Below are 19,432 nucleotides of genomic sequence, written 5' to 3' on the forward strand. Positions count from 1 at the left end.
CTTCATTTCTGATCGGTCACAAAGTAAAGAGGGGTCTACTAGGTGAGATTTCAGACTTCGCTTGATTTTAGTGATGGGAAACAACCATTGAAAACTCATTTGTATCAGAAGCAGTAATGCTAATAAACAATGAAAACTGATGATGAGAAATTGTTTAATACTGCGTTTGTTGAACATATATCACCCCACAACAACCAATCTAACAGTGTGGGAAAAATTAGCAGACAAATCTGAATTCAAGCTGAAGGATTTATTCCTGTTTAATACGTTAACAATCCATATTAGTAAAAACCAAAAAGCCGGGACAAGTCCCGGCTTTTTGAGAGATTTTAAATCGACTTATTTAATCGGCAGGAAATACAGTTTTCCGGCTTTCATATCGGGCATCAGAATATGTTTGCCATCGGCTGATAAAGCAATATCGGCTGCGGCTTCATACTCGTCGGTGATCAGTTGTGGCGTAGCTTTAGCTTCATTTAACTGCCATACCTTGCCGTTATTCCAGTCACTGATATATAAAAATCCATCAGTATCCCGAACCAGACCGTCTGCACCCCCAAAACCAGTGTTTACTTTGGTGGCTTTAGCGGAGTCAATATCCAGCTGGAACAAATCACCAGTGCCAAAATCAGCTACCAGCATCTTGTTATAGCCATCCATTAACAAACCATTGGGACGTTTGATACCGGAATTCTGGTTGATGATTTCAGTTACCTTGCCTTTGGCTGTAACTTGATAAATACCGGCATCTTTGCCGTTATCATCACCACTGTCGGACACATAGATATTGCCATGACCATCGATTTCGACATCATTGAGAAACACTGGTTTACCTGGAAAGTCAGCTGATTTAACCATCACTTCGCTTTTGCCATCCAGACTGATTTTCACCAATTGATCGACATCGGCAACGTATAAGGTGTTGTTAAACATATCGATGCCTTTTGGATCGTTCAGGCCATCAACTAACGTTTCAGTGCTGCCATCGGTGTTCACAACAGTGACTTTACCATCACCTTTTTTACCAAACTCACCGATTTCAGTGACAAATACCCGTCCATCCGGATGGGCGATAGCTGATTCCGGCATCATCAGATCTTCTATCGTGTTGTTGCCATGACTTGTGCTGGTGGTTTGAGCATCACTCTGTTGTTCACCGTAACTGACGCGGTAAATCACACCATTAAAATCATCAGAGACCAGCACCGAACCATCAGGTAATTGCAAGACGTCAGTTGGACGTCCCCACGCTTCACCATCCTTTAACCAGCCATCAATAAAGGTTTCATGACCACTGACTTCATTGTTTTCATCAAACGTGACACGCATTAACTGATAGCCAACCGGTTCTGTGCGGTTCCATGAACCATGCTGGGCAATGATGACATCACCTTTGAAATCTTCCGGGAACATGTTGCCGGTATAAAACTTCATGCCTAGTGCGGCGGCGTGTGCTTGAAATTCGACAACGGGATAAGTAACGTCTTTAGGCGGTGTTTTATCGGCCCAGTCTTCATGACGTTCTTTACCGCCGGCATAGTAGGGGAAGCCAAAGTGCATGCCTTTTTCAGGTGCAGCGTTTAATTCACCCGGTGGAATGTCATCACCCATCATATCGGTGTTGTTATCGGTGAAATACAATGTTCCGGTGTCCGGTTGGAAATCCATACCGACAGAATTACGAATACCTTCAGCATAGATTTCAACATCACTGCCATCTGGATTCATCCGGATAATGGTGGCTTCCTGACCTTTTACGTCGCAAATATTACATGGAGCGCCGACGGTGACATAGAGTTTGCCATCGGGTCCAAAGTCAATATAACGCCAGCCATGATGCGCTTTATCAGGCAGATCTTCATAAATCACTTCGCGCATTTCTTTAAAGGGTAGGCTCAGATCAAAGCCGGGCGCTGCATAGCGGGCAATACGGTTTTGTTCGGCAATATATAAGTTGCCCTGATACATGGCGATACCGTTACCGACTTTAAGGTCGTCAAGAATAGTGACCACTTCATCGGCTTTACGATCTTTATTACGATCCACTACTGCATAAGCTTTTTGGCCACGGGTACCGACAAACACGGTACCGGTGGACTGGCCCAGTGCCATTTGCCGTGCGCCAGGCACTTCTGCATAAACTTCAACTTTAAAGCCATCAGGTACATTGAGTTTATGCAGGTTTTTTTCGACATCAGCTGCATCGGCGAAGCTAGCAGTGCTAATTAAACCAAGCGAAGCAAGGGTTAAGGCACTTAGAGTCTTGAGGTTAAACTTCATAGGATTCCTCCATTGTGAAAAGCATTAGGTTTTTGATGTGGTGACAATGATTTTGCCAATTTGTTGGTTGGATTCCATGTACTGATGTGCAGCAACAATGTCATCCAATAAATAGGTTTTGGCAATAACCGGTTTGAGGTGGCCAGCCGCTAAGCCTTTTTCGATAAATTCCACACCGCGTTGTAAACGTTCGGCATCCTGGCTGATTTCAAACAAGGTATAACCACGGAAGGTGAGGCCTTTTGCCAGAGCAGTAAATAATGGAAAAGGTGTTGCGTCAGTGCTTAACGCACCGTAGACGAAAATTTGTGCGAATCGTCCACAGGCGTTGGCTAATTCATTTAATGCAGGCCCGGCGACAGGATCAAACACCATATCCGCACCTTTACCACCCGTAATCAGCTGGACCTGTTCGGTTATTTGCTGGGAGTCACTGACAATAACATGTTTGGCGCCATGTTCAAGCAACAAGGCCTTTTTAGCGGCTGTGCGGGTGATTGCTACTGGAAGGGCACCAACATGATTCGCTATCTGAATGGCGGCCAGACCGACACTGCTCGATGCCGCTGGAATCAGTAATGTCTGTCCTTGGGTTAACTGCCCGATATCAATCAGTGCACCCCAGGCGGTAAGATATTGCATCCACACAGCCGCTGCCTCATCGTCAGAAATACTGGCGGGTTGTTTAACAATGGCATGAACCGGCAAAACAGCTTTTTCAGCATAAGTTCCGTATTGATTCATTGAAAAAGCTGGAATCACATTAACCTTATCGCCAGTTTTGAACTGGCTGACATTGGAGCCTACCTGTTCAATAATACCTGACGCCTCGTAGCCTAGTCGTGCAGGAAGCTCGGGCATTTCCAGGTATTGGCCACTACGAAACATGACCTCGGCACGATTCAGACCGATGCTATTAATTTTCAGCAGCACTTCGTCGGCTTGCGGAGCGGACACCTGCATGTCGTCCAGTTGTAAAACTTCAGGTCCACCTGTTCGATGGAAACGAACAACTTTGCTCATAAAAATCTCCGGGTAATTGGTAGAAATAAATTATTTAGCGGGTGATCAATACACGATCAAAAGTCGTATCGATAAAAGCCTGCAGGGGACTGATGCTGGAATGCATCTTGGCGCGTAAAATGGCACCTTGCCAGCCTGATAGTAAAAACTCGGAAAGTTGTTCTATATCGGTATCTTCAGAGAGTTCACCACAATCGATAGCAGCTTGGATACACAGGCCAAATTGTTGTTTCCAGCCTTCGAACACTTGATCCAGCCGAACTCGGAATGTTTCATTTTGGCTGGATAATTCCTGTCCTAAGGTGCCAATCAGGCAGCCACGCTTACACTGACCTTCGCTGATTGTTTCCAGTCCATTTTGCAGATAGTTACGAATCCGTTGCAGCGGACTGACTTTTGTATCGCTGAGAAACGAGTCAATTTTTTCGTTATAGGCAATTGCGAATTCATCAATGATAGCCAGGCCGAAATCTTCTTTACTGGCAAAATAATAATAAAACGAACCTTTCGGTACGCCAGCGGTTTTTAACACGGTATTTAAGCCTGTTGGGTTAAAACCAGGACTGCCGATAACGTCGGTACCGACTTTGATTAATGATTGTCTTGTTTCGATGCGTGTCATATTAGACCGGTCGTCTAGTGAATGTGTGTTCACAGTAGACCAATCGTCTAGTAAATGCAAATCATGCTAAATCAACAGCGTTGAATTTTTGCTGCAATGTTTAAATCAACATGAACTAAGTTTGATGTAAAAGGCTCATAAAGCTTTAAGCTATATTTTCGTGCTCAATGCGGGCAGTAAATTCATCAAAAGGATAACGTTAATGGGCAGTAAAACATTGAAGTATTTGCCACTGGCATTGTTGTTAGGTTTCAATATAAATCCTGTTTCAGCAGAGCAAGCAGAAAAGTCGACAGTCGAGAAGATTGTTGATGTACAGCACGATTTATTCAAAGGACCCAGAGAAGGATTGCGTTCCAATCACACTAAAGGGGTGGTGTTAACCGGCGTGTTCCATCCGGCTGAGTCAGCTCGACAAATTACTTCTGCAGCACATTTGCAACAGCAGTCTTCTCCGATAGTCGTACGTTTTTCTAATGCAACCGGGTTTCCCGAAATTGCGGACAATGATCCTAAAGGATTAGCCAAAGGTATGGCGATGCGTATAGATTTGGGCGACGAGGAATATACCGATATGGTGTTGAGCTCAGTGCCACGTTTTCCGGTGGCAACACCAGAAGCTTTTTTGGAAATGCTCACAGCAGTCAGAGATTCTGCCACTTCAGAAGCTGAGACCAAACCTATTCAACAATTTTTAGCTGACAATCCTAAAGCCAAGCATTTTGTTGAATATCCCAAACCCTTTCCAGCCAGTTTTGCCAATCTGTCCTACCATGGCATCAATGCGTTTAAGTTTACCAACAGCGATGGTGAGTCGGTTTATGGTCGCTACATTGTGACACCATTAGATGGTGTGAAAACATTGGAAAAAGCCGATGCTGAAGCACAAAACGAAAACTATTTAATGAATGAAATTCGTGAGCGTTTACCTGAACAAGCTGCCGAGTTTCGTTTGTCGGTGCAAATTGCTGAACCAGGCGATGAAGTAAATGATGCAACGGTAATTTGGCCGGATGATCGCCAGGTGGTTGAGTTAGGGACTATTGTGATCGAGGCACCGATGGCAGATGCTGCCGAGTATGAAAAAGCGACGATGTTTAATCCATTGGCTTTGCCAGAGGGGATTGAGCCATCTTCTGATCCTATTTTATTAGCCAGACCGGGTGCTTATGCGTTGAGTTTTCAGCATCGCATGGATTGATCGGCAGCAAGACTGAAGCAAACCATACCGCGGGTAAATTTTTGAACATTCAAAGAGGACTGTTATGACACAAGCGTCACAAACATTAAGAGATATTGTCGGCTTAGGGCATCAGCCGGCAAAGTTGGGTAATTCAGCATTAATTATGATTGATTGTCAGAATACCTATCGAACCGGTGTTATGCATCTCACGGGCGTGGAAAAAGCTATTTTGGAAGCCAAAGCTTTGCTGGAACGTGCAAGGTCGTTAAATATCCCTATCATTCATATTCAACATGATGGTGGTGTGGGCTCACCTTACGATCTCACGACGGATATTGGTCAGATTTCCAATGAGGTGGCACCTCAAGACGGGGAATACGTTATTACTAAAAACTTTCCCAATGCATTTGTGCAAACTGAATTGGATCAAAGACTGAAATCACTGAATATTGAAAATATAGTGTTGGCAGGCTTTATGACACATATGTGTGTAAATTCCACCGCGCATGGCGGATTTAATCTGGGGTATAAACCTACAGTTGTGGCCAGTACGACTGCAACCCGCCCGCTTCAGGCTGCTGGTGGCAAAGTTATTTCGGCTGAACAGGTTCAGGATGGCGCGATTGCTTCAACTCGAGATTTATATGCGGCAGTAGTTGATAGGGTTTCAGACCTGTCTGATTAACAGCTCAATAGAAAAGCCCGCCAGTTATCAACTCTGGCGGGCTTTTTTACTTATTCCTTTTCAAATGGAACAGGAATCGGTGTGTCGCCAGTAGAGGGTGGCAATTGTGGTACGGCAAATTGAGGCTGGTCACCCGTCAGGGTTTTCAAAAATGCCGTTATGTTTTGAATGTCCTGTTTTTCCAGCTTCTGTCCCAGTTGCAGTCTGGCCATCACATCGACGGCATCTTCCAGTTTCCAATAGGCACCGTCATGGAAGTATGGGTAAGTCAATTCAACATTGCGTAAAGTTGGTACTTTGAATGAAAAGCGATCGGCATCTTTACCGGTCACTGCAATACGTCCTTCAGCCGGGTTTTCGGTCTGGTAGGGTTCCATAATCCCCATCTTCTGGAATGAACTGCCACCTACAGCAGCCCCGTTATGACAAGCCACACAACCGATTTCTTTAAATTTCTGATAACCGGCAATTTCAGTGTCAGTCAAGGCATTGTCACTGCCTTTAAGCCAAAGATCAAAACGGGAATTGGGAGTGACCAGGGTTTCTTCAAAAGCTGCTATGGCATTGGTAACCTGATCCAGAGTAATCTCATTACTGCCATAGATTTTATTGAATGCTGCAACGTATTGTGGAATCGAACGCAAAACATCAATGGCCAGAGAGTGGCTAAAAGCCATTTCCATCGGATTAGCAATTGGTCCGGCAGCCTGTTCCTGCAAATCGGCTGCCCGACCATCCCAGAACTGGGCCAGATTCATACTGGAATTGAGTACGGTGGGAGAGTTGATTGGTCCTTGCTGCCAATTATGACCAATGGAAGTCGGCAAGTTATCACTGCCTCCCATACTGAGATTATGACAGGAATTACAAGATATGAACCCTGAGCGGGAGAGTCTGGGGTCAAAAAAAAGTTTTTTCCCGAGTTCAACTTTGGCGGGTTCGGTAATAATAAATGGCTGTATCGGTTTGATGGGCTCATTTCTAAAATTATCTGCCAACACAAGGGATATATTTAAAAACGTTATAAGTCCTACCAGTAGTGTTTTATACATTACTTACCTCACTTATCTGATTAACAACAGATGTTGATAATTTGATTTTAGGGAGACTTATTATTTGCTGTAGGGTTATCGGGCTTTGATTTGATCTGGATCATAAGATCCAATTTACGGGATAAAAAATTCTTGTTCGATAGTAATTGTTATCATAACTAAAAATAATTAAGAGAGAGAAAACCATGCCTTTAAAACACATCTTCTGGTTGGGAGGGCTTTTAACTGTTTTATCCCTGCCAGTTTTAGCAACAGAGATTGAATGGCCGGTTTATGGTGGCGATGATCTACATCAACGGCACAGTAAGCTGGTCCAAATTAACAAAAGCAATGTTATGGAGCTGGTTGAAGCATGGGAATTTGATACCGGTGTAAATGAAACCTTTCAGGCAACACCGGTGGTTCAGAATGGCGTGATGTATGTTTCTTTGCCGTTTAACGATGTGGTCGCACTGGATGCCGCGAGTGGTCAACAATTATGGCGTTATGAGCATGATTTAGATGAAGATTATCCCATTTGCTGTGGTCCTGCCAATCGCGGTGTGGCTGTATCAAATGGTATGGTTTTTACCGGCACCATTGATGCCAGATTGATTGCATTGGATGCCAAAACAGGAGAAAAACGCTGGGATAATCGTGTTGTTGATGAAAACAGTGGTATTCAGGAAGATGTTAGTACGCTGGACGATACTGAACTGGGCAGCGTCTCCGGTACCTCGGGAGCGGGCATCAATATGGCCCCGATGATTTATCAGGATACAGTCATTATTGGCATCACCGGCGTGGGATATGGATTACATCTTGATGCTACGGATTCTGATTCACCTTTGGGCGCTGTAGTCGGTATCGCCGGGAAATATGGGCGCCGTGGTTTCATGGCAGGATATGACATCGAAACTGGTAAACAAAAATGGCAGTTTGACACCATCAAGTCTGAAAATTGGGAAGGTGATTTTGTTACCAAAACAGCTGATGGGGTGAAATTACCTCGCGATATAGCAAAAGAAAAAGCCGCTCTGGAACAGCACGGTGACGCCTGGCGTTATGGTGGTGCTTCGGCATGGAGTACGCCGGTTATTGACCCATATACTGGCATTCTGCATTTTGGTACCGGTAATCCATCACCGCAAATGGAAGGCTCATCCAGACCAGGTGATAATCTTTACAGCAGTTCATTACTGGCACTTGATGCCAACAGTGGCGATTATCGCTGGCATTACCAACAAGTCCCGCATGACAGCTGGGGTTATGATGTAGCCAGTCCGCCGGTTTTGTTTGATATTACCATTAAGGGGCAACCTACTCCCGCAATTGGTCAGGCTGGTAAAACGGGCTGGTTTTATGTACATGACAGACGTAATGGTAAGTTTCTCTATAAAAGCGAAGCCTTTGTCCCGCAAAAAAACATGTTTGAACTTCCCAGCAGTGAAGGAACGATTATTTATCCTGGTGTAATGGGCGGTGCAAACTGGTCTCCCGTTTCAGTGGATGCTCGCAGACGTTTGGTATTTATTGCCGCCATTCACTGGCCGGTGGAATATAAATTACACAAACAGGCTGCCAAGGATGGAGAAGAAGCGGTGCGTTATTCTTCGATGTCTCCTTTAAATACTCCTGAAAAACATGGTTTATTAACTGCAATTGATTTAGATAGTGGAGAAATAGTCTGGCAGGTCAAAACTGAAAATCCATTGATAGGCGGCGTTTTAAGTACAGCCAGTGGTCTGGTGTTCACCGGAGAAGGGAGCGGTGAACTGATGGCCTTTGATGCTGATTCGGGAGAAAAACGCTGGAGTGGTAAAACGGAAGCGGGCGTCAATGCGCCACCGATTACATACAGCGTTAATGGTAAACAGCATATTGCTGTTGCGGTGGGTGGCAATCGTCTGTTTGGTTTCAAAACTGGACAAAAAATCAAGGTATGGCGTTTACCCTGAAGAGTTACAGATTAATAAATCCTGATGAACGGAGTTCAGATGGCTGAATACGCTGCATATTATGGAAACGACTTATAGATGAATAGCATCCAGACCAGGATGATTCTACTTTGTGTCAGTCTGATTTTACTGACAGCTTTCGCGATGCAGCTGAGCCATGGTTGGTTTATTCATAAACATAATCAGCAGCAAATCCGTGAACAGGTGGCAAATGCTGCTTATTTTCTGCATCAGTACATCGACAGCCGGGAAACCAATTTACATTACGCCACCAGAGTCATTATTCAGGACTTTGGATTCAGAGAAGCTGTTGCCACCAATAATGTGCCAACCATTACCAGCATGCTCACTAACCATGCTGGACGCATTCAGGCAGATTTAATGTTGGTGCTCAATGATAACGGTGAGCTGATTGCAGCGAATGAGTTGGATTTTCCACTCTCTGATCTGGCCGATATCAACTGGCTGGCGGTTCATGGCATCAGTCAACAGGGTCAGTTTGTAGAAATAAATAATCGTTTGTATCGTTTATTCAGTGTACCCATAAATGCACCACATCAAGTCGCCATCAGTATTATCGCGTTTGAAATAAATGCACCTTTATTGGAAGAATTAAAGCTCAAAACCGGGTTGGATATTGTGTTTGAATCTACCCAGACAGATTTATTTTTAACGACACTGCCAATTCATAAAGCTGAGTTCGACCATCTTCTTCAAACAACTAATGAGCCTGACTTATGGTGGCAAAGATCTCAATTTTTATTGGAAGAGGTTAAGTTAAAAAACGTTAATAAACAGCCCATACAATTATTTTTGTTGGCAGATTTATCCATTTTTCATCGGGTTTTTGATCGACTGAATTATTCTCTGCTAGGTTTAACGTTATTTATTGTGATAATAAGTGTAGTGCTCAGTACTTTACTGGCCAAGCGGCTGGCAAATCCACTGTCCCATCTATACAAGGATTTGATTTATCGAGCGACCCATGATCATTTAACGACAATTCTAAATCGTCATGCTGCTATCGAACGGATCACCGAAGAGCTCGCGCGCTCAAGACGTAGCGACAAAATTTATTGTGTCGCATTATGTGACATAGATAATTTTAAAAAGATTAATGATACTTATGGTCATGCATCAGGTGACGAGGTATTACGCCGCTTTGCCAGTCGCCTGAAATCCACTTTGCGAAGCTATGATGTGTTGGGAAGATTTGGTGGTGAAGAATTCTTGGTCGCTTTGCAATTAAAACCGGAAGAGGCAACAGCATCTTTTGAAAGATTAAGATCTGTTATAGCGGATACCCCCATTCCAAGTGGTTCCCAGTTAATTCCGGTAACCATGAGTTGCGGTGTTTGTCTGCTATGGCCTGAAGAGCCTGTGCCGCCGATGGATGTGATTCTACATGCAGCCGATACGGCGTTATACAGAGCAAAAGAGCATGGACGTAATCAGGTGATTTTTACCCATGTTCCCACTTTCCCGGTTGTAGAAGCGGATATTGACGATAAAATTGAATTATAGATAGATAATGTTTTCACGCAATGGTGCCAATCGGGCAAGCAGCTGATTTTGAATGCGGTGAGGGATTCCCTCAGCCTCCATAGCATTAATCAATAAATCCACCAAGTGATTAAAATCACTTTCATTGATATTCATTCCAGTATGGATGTCCACCATATTGTCACCGGTATATTGGCATGGACCGTCTGAGATTGCACAAAAGTGTTCAATAAGATTTTCCCGAAATCGACTGACACGGGCTTCGGCAAAATAATGGAAAATTTGCTCATCCTGTCCAATTTCCCGGATGAGGTTTTCGACAATATTATTCACACCTTGCTCACCTCCAAGTTTGTTATACAAAGTGGGTTCTGATGTGCTGGCACAAGCAGTTAATGCCAAGTAGCAAGCCATAAAAAAGCTATATCGAAATTTTGTGAACATCAAAAGTAACCTGTAACAGAAAAATAAGCCCCTTTCTGGCTTTTGGCTCCGGCAATGTCACCCAAATCCAGCCAGGCTGCCGTCACACTGATAACTTTATTTGGAAACCAGGCCACAAATATGTTGGACCAGTCATCTTCTTTTAAATCAAGGTTATCGGGTTTTTGGCGATATTCAATGCCAAGGGCTAAATGGCGGCCAAATAGAATGGCTGTTGATGCTTCAAGAACAGTTTCGCGCTGATTTCCATTTGCTGCGTTACCAAAACCTAATAATCCAGTTTGATTGGCTTCTGTCGAGCGGGCCGTTACATTCCATAACCAGTTATATCCAGCAATAGCCCCAAGATGTAGTTTACTGGCAGACAGATAAATATCGGTTCCAGAATCATCATCTGCTCCCAATAGAAAGGCAACAGTGGGATCGTCAAGTTTTTTATGCTGAATTCCCAGGCTTATTTGTGGAAATCGACTATAGACAATATCTCCATAAAGTCTTGCTTTGACACCCAGTACTCTTTGCTTGATATCTAGATCTAAGGTATCGACATGAAATTTTTGCTTGGCGACTGAGAATTCAATTCGGTCATAGAAAGTAGCCTGTGCACCGCATACACGTAAATCATAATCATCTACGTTTGCACCGCTACAAAATACATTGGCTGCTATTTCATCACGGCTACCATAACCGGCTAATTGAGCCCAGGGAACAAAACCGCCACCACCGGTGCCTTCAATTTGGGAAATGCCCGGTGTGGCGATCAACTTGCCATCAGCAGCGTATAGCTGACTAGTGAGTAATACTGTCAGCAGAAAAAGAATAAGTCGCATTATTTTCACCTAACCAAGCAACGAGATCTTCAGCATCTCGTGGTTTACTTATTAAATAGCCTTGAACGCTATCACAACCCATTTCTTGCAAAAGAGAATAGGTCGCGGCATTTTCGACTCCTTCTGCCACCACCTTTAAACCGAGTGAATGAGCCAGAAAGATGGTTGAACGGACAATTTTCTGATCCGTTAGAGAACTATCCAGATTGCGAATAAAACTCATATCCAGCTTGAGTTCATCGACGGGGAGTATTTTTAATTTTGATAAAGATGACTGACCTATTCCGTAATCATCTACAGCAATCATATACCCGGCATTTTTTAAGGTTTTCAGTACCTCAATACCCAGTGCTTCGTCATACATAATATCCCGCTCGGTGATCTCGATAGTGACTGAGTTTGCGGGAATATCGTAAACCGCAATTTGTTTTTCGAGAAAATGACAAAAATCCGGATGAGCCAAATCCTCTGCTGACACATTAATTGCTGCGTTCAAAGCCAACCCATTATCGCGCCATCTACGTAATTGCTTGAGTGTTTCCTGGATAACCCAGTGGGTTAATTCAACAATGAGTCCAGATTGCTCAGCCAAGCCGATAAATTTATCCGGTGCAACTCGCCCCAGGCCTGGACGATGCCAGCGAATCAGCGTTTCTACGGTATCCATTTTGCCGTTTTTAAGCTCAACCTTTGGCTGGAAGTTTAAAAATAATTCAATATTTGTCGGTTGTCTCAGCAATGCTTGTAGCGCTTCAATAAGACTTAATTCTTCAAGATGATTTTCGTCTTCACCCGGCGTATAAACATGTATGGTTGTACGATTCAGGCGGGCATGATCAGCAGCAATTCTGACTCGACGAAGCATTGTTTTACTGTCATAACCATCGGCTGGATAACAACATACACCCGCATAGAAGTGAGCACTCAAACTGATATTACCGATTTGAAAGGGCTTATCCAGGTTATCGAGCAATTCTTCAACAACCTGCCTAGGACTTTGCCCCGGCAGTAACTGAATAACGGATAGAAACTCGATTCCTTCCAGACGCGCATTGGTTTTTTCCCCAGCGGTAGCAAACTGGTTAAGACGTTGGGCCAGTACAGTGAGGCAGGCATCGGCGACTTCAGGCCCAAGTCGATCATTTATCTGTCGGAAATTTTGTATATAAGTCGCCACAACAACACATTGACCATATTTCTGCATTGTTGCAGCAAGCGTGCTACGTATGGTGTGGATATTGAATAAACCGGTCAATGCATCATGTTTGGCCTGCCATGTAACGACCTGTTCACGCTGTTTGACTTCTGTACCCATGGTTCTGAGAGCTGCAGCCAAATCGCGGATTTCGCTGCTGGCCTGGCCGGGTTCCTGCCAGGCATCGTAATTCCCCTTGGCAAACTGGTTGGCGATACCAACAAGTTTGGCGAGCGGGGTGGTTAAGGTATGTGCAATGATGGTGCTGACAATGATAGATCCCAACATCACCAGTAAAACGATCAGTATTATGCGCGCTGACATATCATCATACTGCTGATAGATGGGTCTTAAGTCCGCTGATAACAAAATGCTGACAGGATTTATGCTTGTGGTCGCTGGCATAAAATCCGAATTGATAAATGTGGGTCTTTCCATCCAAAACCATTTTGTGTGTGCTGAATTTATCGTCTTTATAAATTCTGCATCATTGGGAATATTTTCCAGTGTGGAATAAACTGGAACTGAATGTTTAAGCAGGGTTATATCCAGACCGGTAAGTTGTTTGAGTTCATTAAGGGTTGTCTGATTCAGCTCAAATCCCACTAACGTATAAGCTATGGTTCTGGGAGCCATTATTGGCAAAAGGATTAACTCATAAACCCGGTTATCCAGCATTACAATATGTGCTGTTCCTGGTTTTTCCAGTAAATCTTTAACGACATAACTCAGTAGTGCTTCATCATAAATGGTCGAATGACTACTGGAGATGAGCCTACCGGATAAATCCGTTAACAACATTAAATCAGCATTAATTCGTGCACCATGATTCATTAATACACTGGCGATAGTGTCCTTGTCGCCGGAGGTTACTGCTTGTTTAAAACCAAAGTCGGCCGTCAGTACTCGTGCCGAATTTACCAGATTGTTTTCTGATGAACGGATGTATTGACGCAGAATATTCTCAGCCTTGATGGTATTTTGCCGAATTTGCTGCTGATTAAACTGGTTGGCAGACCACCACGAAATAGACTGAATGACCATTGTGGTCGCCAGGACAAGTGAAAGCGCAAATAGTAGAATTTGCGTGCGTAATTTAGTGATGCCCAGGCGCACCAAAGGTATCCTTAAAAGACTCACGCGGAGAAGGGGGGGCAATATTCAACTGAACTATGTGCTCACCATTATCATTTTTTTCAAGCTGATCAATTTCAAAATACTGACGGCTTTCGGCACCATCAGTTGTATAGGGATGCCAGACACTTATCCGGGGATTCTGCACAGTTGAGCTAAATTTTGCGTGACCTTGGTCAGATGACGACACAACCGTTTGGTGTTGTGCGATATAAATATAGCCAATCATTGAGTCGTGAATATTGCAGCCCACCACAACTACACCAGGCTTTTCAAATTGAATTGGCTTTTCCGGTTTGTCGGCATAGAGCCTGAGTTCAAACGTTTTTGCTTCTGAGAATGAATAGACATGATGTCGTATGTTGTCACTATTAGGAAAATCTACCGATTGACCTTGTTGAATAACAATTTGTTCAGGGACAAACATCTTATCTATCTGATCGATAACATTGATTGAATCTACTTGACCAAAGCTTTCGGGCGAACTCAATACCTCAATTACGGCACTGGAAACAGCCTGTTGTTGTTGATCAACTATTTTCAAAGTAATGGACTCTGCTCTGGCTGTTAATGCCTGACTTAATGCGGCGAGGCCTATACTCACAATTAATAGGTTTGTGAATTTCAAAATTGTATTCCGAATGTTAGTCTTTATCGTAAGGTGTAACTCAGGTTACACCAGTCCCTGTTCCATCATCGCATCCGCAACTTTACGAAATCCCGCAATATTTGCTCCTAGCATAAGATTGCAGGGGTGATGAAATTCAATGGCAGTCTCTGCACAGCGTTGATAGATATCCTTCATGATAATTTGCAAACGTTGATCCACATCAGCAAATGACCATTGCATCATACTGGCATTCTGCGCCATTTCGAGTTGACTGGTGGCTACACCGCCGGCATTGGCAGCTTTGGCTGGAGCATAATGAATCCCTGCAGCAATAATATGTGCCTGTGCTTCAGCAGTGCAGGGCATATTGGCACCTTCAACAATACAGCTAATACCGTTTTTGCACAGTGCAATGGCATCAGCTGCTGATAATTCATTCTGGGTAGCACACGGAAAAGCGGCATCTGCTTTAATACGCCATACCGCATGACCATCTTCAGGATACTGTTTGATAGGTGTGAATTCAGCGTCGGGGTGCGTTTCCCGGTATTTTGCCAAGGAGCAATTTTGATCCTCTTTTAATTCCCGCAGCAGAATTAAATCGATACCTTTTTCGTGATAAATCGTACCGGTGCTGTCAGAGCAGCTTATTGGCAATGCACCACATTGATAGAGTTTTTCAATAGTATGAATCGCCACATTCCCTGCGCCGGATATCAGACATTTTTTGCCGTCGAGACAATCATCATTGGCTTGCAGCATATTTTCTGTGAAATAGACTAAGCCGTAGCCTGTGGCTTCAGGGCGAACAAGTGAGCCTCCCCAGTTGATTGCTTTGCCAGTCAATACACCTTCAAAATGACGATTCAAACGTTTGTATTGCCCAAACAGATAGCCAATCTCCCGCTTGCCCACGCCAATGTCACCTGCAGGCACATCAATGGTTGCACCAATATGCCGTTGCAACTCATTCATAAAGGCCTGACAGAACCGCATGATTTCGTTATCTGATCGATTTTTGGGATCAAAGTCTGATCCACCTTTACCACCACCGAGTGATAAACCAGTTAACGCATTTTTAAATATCTGCTCAAAGCCCAGAAATTTAACGGTACTGGCATTAACCGAGGGATGAAAGCGGATGCCACCTTTGTAGGGACCCAGAGCGGAGTTGAACTGAACTCGATAGCCTTTGTTGACCTGAACGTTACCGTCATCATCTTGCCAGACAACTCTGAACATAATCTGGCGTTCCGGTTCAACTATGCGTTCAATGATATTTTGTTGAAGATACTGAGGATTTTTTTCCAGTAAAGGGCGTATAGATTGGAGAATTTCTTCGGTAGCTTGATAAAACTCTGGTTGACTTGGGCTGCTTCGTTGCAGCTTCTTCATCGTCGCCTCAATATAGGACATTCAAACCTCTTCGTTTAACCTGATAATGCATAGATACAATCTAACAGAAGTAATACTATTTTTCAGACTCAGCAAATTGTTACAGGTTCACCACTTGGAGTTCTGGAGGAATAAAAACACGTTGATTTTATTTATAAATATTGAGTTATTATTTTTCAAATCCACCGGCCTGAAATAAACCGACACCATCACGACCACGAGCTTTGACATCGTAAAGCGCCATATCGGCTTTTTTCATCAGCTGAAGAGCAGATTCATTTGTTTCAGGTAAATAGACGGCAATGCCGATACTTAAGGTCACCAATAAACGGATAGTGTCAAACTCAAGGTGGTTTTTCAGACTGTTTCGCAAATGTTCGGCTACTTTTACCGCAGCATCTGCAGAGCTTACCTCGTTCAGCAATACCACAAATTCATCGCCTCCAAATCGGGCAAGCGTATCTGTTGCCCGTAATGCTAACTGCATGCTTTCAGCAACGCGTTTTATCACCTGATCACCAACATCATGCCCGTAGGTATCGTTGATCTGTTTAAAATGATCGACATCAATAAACATCAGCGCAAGTGGATGTTTATTTCGCTTTGCGCCGAGTATTGCCTGGTTTATCCTCTCATCAAACAAACGACGATTTGGTAAACCAGTCAATGCATCATAGAGCGCCAACTTGCGCATTAATTCGTGTTCATGTTTTCTGGCCGTTATGTCCTCTATTTGTGAGACAAAATGCAACAGTTCTCCGTTTATATCATGCACAACTGAGACGCTGAGTAATACATCAATAATCTGATGATTTTTGCGAACGTAGCGCTTTTCCATATGATAGTGATCAATTTCACCGGCGACCAGTTGAGCGACAAACTGCTGATCGAGATCCAGATCTTCAGGATGTGTCACATCCATAAAAGTCATTTGTAATAATTCGCCTTCGCTGTAACCAAGCATTTCGCAACAGGCTGGATTTGCTTCCAGCCAGCTGCCATCCAGACCGACCAGAGCCATCCCGATCGCCGCCGTATCAAAGGCATTTCTGAAACGTTCTTCACTGATCCTAAGGGTGATTTCGATTTCTTTGCGACCACTGATATCGGTATGTGTACCTATCGCCCTTAGCGGATTTCCCTGCTCATCACGTTCAATCACTGTGCCACGGTCAAGAATCCATTTCCAGCTACCATCTTTACACAGCATACGGTGTTCGTTTCGGTACTCAGGTTGGCTGCCATCCAGTAACGCATCAATATCGCTGAATACCTGTTGACGATCATCTGGATGAATTCGATCTGACCATTCGCTGATATGAGGAGAAAATTCATCTGGCGTATATCCCAGCATGGAAATCAGTTTTTCCGAAAAAAGCACTTTGTCATTGATAATTGACCAGTCCCAGACGCCTTCGCCACTACCTTCCAGCGCATGTTTCCAACGTGATTCAGTTTGTTCAAGTTGTGTTTGATAAAGCCAGCTTTCTGTAATATCAAAACAAATCCCAATCATGCTTGTTGCTGAACCTGAGGCATCGAAACTCAAGGCCGCCTTTAGTTGCACCATTCGAGTATCGGTTCTGGACTGCACCAACACTTGAATATTTAACTCGAGACGATCGGACTTGCATTTGTGAAAAGCCTTTTCAACTCGTTGCTGATCAGTTTCCTCAAAATGTGCAAACCAGTTATCAAGTGTTAAATAAGGATTGGAATGTTTACTTTGTCCGAAAATGGTTAATTGATGCTCATCAACCAGAACATGCTGTTTTTGAAAATCCCACTCCCAAGTGCCCATGCCTGCGGTGTCTGTTGCCAGTTGGAGCTTCAGATGCTTTTCACGCAGGAAATTTGTTATTTCGTTGGCCCGGCGCTCTGCACGTTTTCGTCCACTTGCCAATAGCCAATAAACATAAGCAAGCAAACAAGTTATAAGCAATTGTATTAACAACATCGATATGGCAGATTGTTTTTCAAAGGCTTTTATAAAATTCTGATCAGGATAAGCCACAAACTTCCATTGGCGGCCAGCGAGTGTAAAGGTTTCGCTTAATTCAAAGGAACTGGTCTCGAAACTGCTTGACTGGAAAAGTACATCCATTGGTTCAGTAGTCACATCTGAGATTTTCAAGTGACTAAGTGTGCCATTTTGTGTTAATGATGCTTTCACTACATCACTGATCCGGAATACGACGTAAACCCAGCCAAGGTGAGGATTTTCAGGCTCTACTGAATCAAATAAAGGGAGATACATCAGAAGGCCTGTGACGGATTCATCAGGAATATCCTGTACCAGTTTGACCCCACCAGAAAGACTCACCTCACGACTAACAAGGGCTTCGATCATCGCAGCTCGACGTGTGGGTTCCGAATACATATCAAAACCAAAAGCCCTCAGATTGCGAGCTTGAAAGGGCTCAAGATACAAAATGCTGGTATAGAGCTCCCGTTTACCCTCTGGAGTAATGTTATAGTCCGGAAATCCTGATTGTCTTACCGATTCGATATGAACAAATTTCTCAGCGGGCGTAATAACTGGCACATATCCCAAACCTTGAATTCCGGGATAAAAGGCTTCCAGTTTGAGTTTTTCGGCGTAATTTTTAAATTCTTCACGGGTGATGCTGTCCGAAGACTCAAAAAGACCCTGAGTCGCCCGTAGCATCTGTTCGTAGCTTCGAATTTTTTCAGTAACGCTTTGGGTGGTTTCGTTAAAGGAGATAGCAAAGCGATCAGCAATTACCTGTTGATTTCGTTGTTTAACCTGATGATATTGATAAAAGGAAAACCAGCTACCTATCATTATGATTAGAATGGGGATAAAAAAATGTGGGAGTTTGGAAATATGTTTTTTTACTCCATTTATCCAATGAATCGCAATTTTCATTTATTTTATGTAGTTTTTGTCAGTCTATGAACTGATTTAATGACTACAATTTCCTTCTCAAAAGTAACTGGTTTATTTTAAGTTATATAAGTACTTTGAGATATAATTTATAGGATATTTTTATAAAGAAATCAGAGAAATAACTTTAAAGTTAAGTCTAAATAATAAATAGCTCTGAAGGAGTTGAATGTATATATATATTTATAAATATGATGGAGAGTTGACTAACTAGGGGCAAAAAAAAAGGCCATGTTAAGAAACATAACCTTTTTTCATTATTATGGAGCCGGAGATAGGACTTGAACCTACGACCCACTGATTACAAATCAGTTGCTCTACCAACTGAGCTACACCGGCAACAAGAGGCGCATTATACAAACAGTGTGGGGGGCATGCAAGCCTGAATCACCTGTTAAAAAATAATGCTGAATCGGTTATTTACTTTTCGATATTTTGATGTAAATAGTCGATGTCAAAAAAAATGGGGTGAGTGATGGGGCTCGAACCCACGACAACCGGAATCACAATCCGGGACTCTACCAACTGAGCTACACTCACCACAGAAATCTATTCAGAAAATCACTCGAAAGAAGCTGGGTGACCTTCAGGAAGTCGACAATTGTACTGCCTTTATTTTTCTGGTCAAGGG

14 protein-coding genes and 2 tRNA genes are annotated in these 19,432 nt (G+C 43.4%); 4 read left to right on the forward strand and 12 right to left on the reverse strand.

Features of this window, described 5'->3' with window-relative positions; all coding sequences use genetic code 11:
* Positions 1-339: 339 nt before the first annotated feature.
* Genes B3S93_RS04765 through B3S93_RS04775 form a run of 3 tightly spaced genes read right to left on the reverse strand, consistent with a single transcriptional unit; the run spans position 340 to position 3,925 of the window.
* The gene (locus B3S93_RS04765) at positions 340-2,280 is read right to left on the reverse strand and encodes a PQQ-dependent sugar dehydrogenase (RefSeq protein WP_292399524.1); all 1,941 of its coding nucleotides are present in this window, start codon (positions 2,278-2,280) and stop codon (positions 340-342) included.
* A 24-nt stretch (positions 2,281-2,304) separates the two neighbouring features.
* Positions 2,305-3,303: a zinc-dependent alcohol dehydrogenase family protein gene (locus B3S93_RS04770; RefSeq protein WP_292399522.1), complete on the reverse strand. Its 999-nt coding sequence runs from the start codon at positions 3,301-3,303 to the stop codon at positions 2,305-2,307.
* 34 nt (positions 3,304-3,337) lie between these two features.
* Positions 3,338-3,925 (reverse strand): TetR/AcrR family transcriptional regulator, encoded by a 588-nt coding sequence (locus tag B3S93_RS04775; protein WP_292399519.1) that lies wholly within the window; start codon positions 3,923-3,925, stop codon positions 3,338-3,340.
* A gap of 202 nt (positions 3,926-4,127) precedes the next feature.
* Here B3S93_RS04775 and B3S93_RS04780 point away from each other — a divergent pair, with 202 nt between their 5' ends.
* Together B3S93_RS04780 and B3S93_RS04785 are read left to right on the forward strand one after the other, a co-directional pair.
* Positions 4,128-5,126, forward strand: coding sequence for a catalase family peroxidase (locus B3S93_RS04780; protein ID WP_292399518.1), 999 nt, complete (start codon positions 4,128-4,130; stop codon positions 5,124-5,126).
* A gap of 64 nt (positions 5,127-5,190) precedes the next feature.
* Positions 5,191-5,793 (forward strand): cysteine hydrolase family protein, encoded by a 603-nt coding sequence (locus B3S93_RS04785; RefSeq protein WP_292399515.1) that lies wholly within the window; start codon positions 5,191-5,193, stop codon positions 5,791-5,793.
* 50 nt (positions 5,794-5,843) lie between these two features.
* On the opposite strand, the gene B3S93_RS04790 is transcribed toward B3S93_RS04785, so the two are convergent.
* The gene (locus B3S93_RS04790) at positions 5,844-6,845 is read right to left on the reverse strand and encodes a cytochrome-c peroxidase (protein WP_292354155.1); all 1,002 of its coding nucleotides are present in this window, start codon (positions 6,843-6,845) and stop codon (positions 5,844-5,846) included.
* Positions 6,846-7,030: 185 nt separating this feature from the next.
* Between B3S93_RS04790 and B3S93_RS04795 the strand changes: the two genes are divergently transcribed.
* Positions 7,031-8,782: a pyrroloquinoline quinone-dependent dehydrogenase gene (locus B3S93_RS04795; RefSeq protein WP_292354157.1), complete on the forward strand. Its 1,752-nt coding sequence runs from the start codon at positions 7,031-7,033 to the stop codon at positions 8,780-8,782.
* 78 nt (positions 8,783-8,860) lie between these two features.
* Complete coding sequence (locus tag B3S93_RS04800; RefSeq protein ID WP_292354160.1) at positions 8,861-10,306, forward strand: sensor domain-containing diguanylate cyclase; 1,446 nt, start codon at positions 8,861-8,863, stop codon at positions 10,304-10,306.
* Here the strand turns inward: B3S93_RS04800 and B3S93_RS04805 are convergent.
* From B3S93_RS04805 to B3S93_RS04840, 8 genes are all read right to left on the reverse strand, one after another.
* Positions 10,301-10,729 (reverse strand): group I truncated hemoglobin, encoded by a 429-nt coding sequence (locus B3S93_RS04805; RefSeq protein WP_292354161.1) that lies wholly within the window; start codon positions 10,727-10,729, stop codon positions 10,301-10,303. The genes B3S93_RS04800 and B3S93_RS04805 overlap by 6 nt on opposite strands.
* Complete coding sequence (locus B3S93_RS04810) at positions 10,729-11,559, reverse strand: DUF3034 family protein (RefSeq protein ID WP_292399512.1); 831 nt, start codon at positions 11,557-11,559, stop codon at positions 10,729-10,731. The genes B3S93_RS04805 and B3S93_RS04810 overlap by 1 nt, the downstream gene beginning before the upstream one ends.
* Positions 11,519-13,870 (reverse strand): EAL domain-containing protein, encoded by a 2,352-nt coding sequence (locus tag B3S93_RS04815; RefSeq protein WP_292399509.1) that lies wholly within the window; start codon positions 13,868-13,870, stop codon positions 11,519-11,521. Before B3S93_RS04815 ends, B3S93_RS04810 begins: the two co-directional genes overlap by 41 nt.
* Entirely contained in the window at positions 13,851-14,516 is a 666-nt protein-coding gene (locus B3S93_RS04820) for a methylamine utilization protein (protein ID WP_292399507.1), read from the reverse strand. Before B3S93_RS04820 ends, B3S93_RS04815 begins: the two co-directional genes overlap by 20 nt.
* A 45-nt stretch (positions 14,517-14,561) precedes the next feature.
* Positions 14,562-15,914, reverse strand: coding sequence for an NADP-specific glutamate dehydrogenase (gene gdhA / locus B3S93_RS04825; RefSeq protein ID WP_292399505.1), 1,353 nt, complete (start codon positions 15,912-15,914; stop codon positions 14,562-14,564).
* A gap of 148 nt (positions 15,915-16,062) precedes the next feature.
* On the reverse strand, positions 16,063-18,783 hold the full coding sequence (locus B3S93_RS04830) for a sensor domain-containing diguanylate cyclase (RefSeq protein ID WP_292399502.1): 2,721 nt from the start codon (positions 18,781-18,783) through the stop codon (positions 16,063-16,065).
* A gap of 281 nt (positions 18,784-19,064) precedes the next feature.
* A tRNA-Thr gene (locus tag B3S93_RS04835) sits at positions 19,065-19,140 on the reverse strand.
* A 125-nt stretch (positions 19,141-19,265) separates the two neighbouring features.
* A tRNA-His gene (locus B3S93_RS04840) sits at positions 19,266-19,341 on the reverse strand.
* Positions 19,342-19,432 lie beyond the last annotated feature (91 nt).

Source organism: Methylophaga sp. UBA3613 (assembly GCF_002375415.1).
Lineage (GTDB): Bacteria > Pseudomonadota > Gammaproteobacteria > Nitrosococcales > Methylophagaceae > Methylophaga.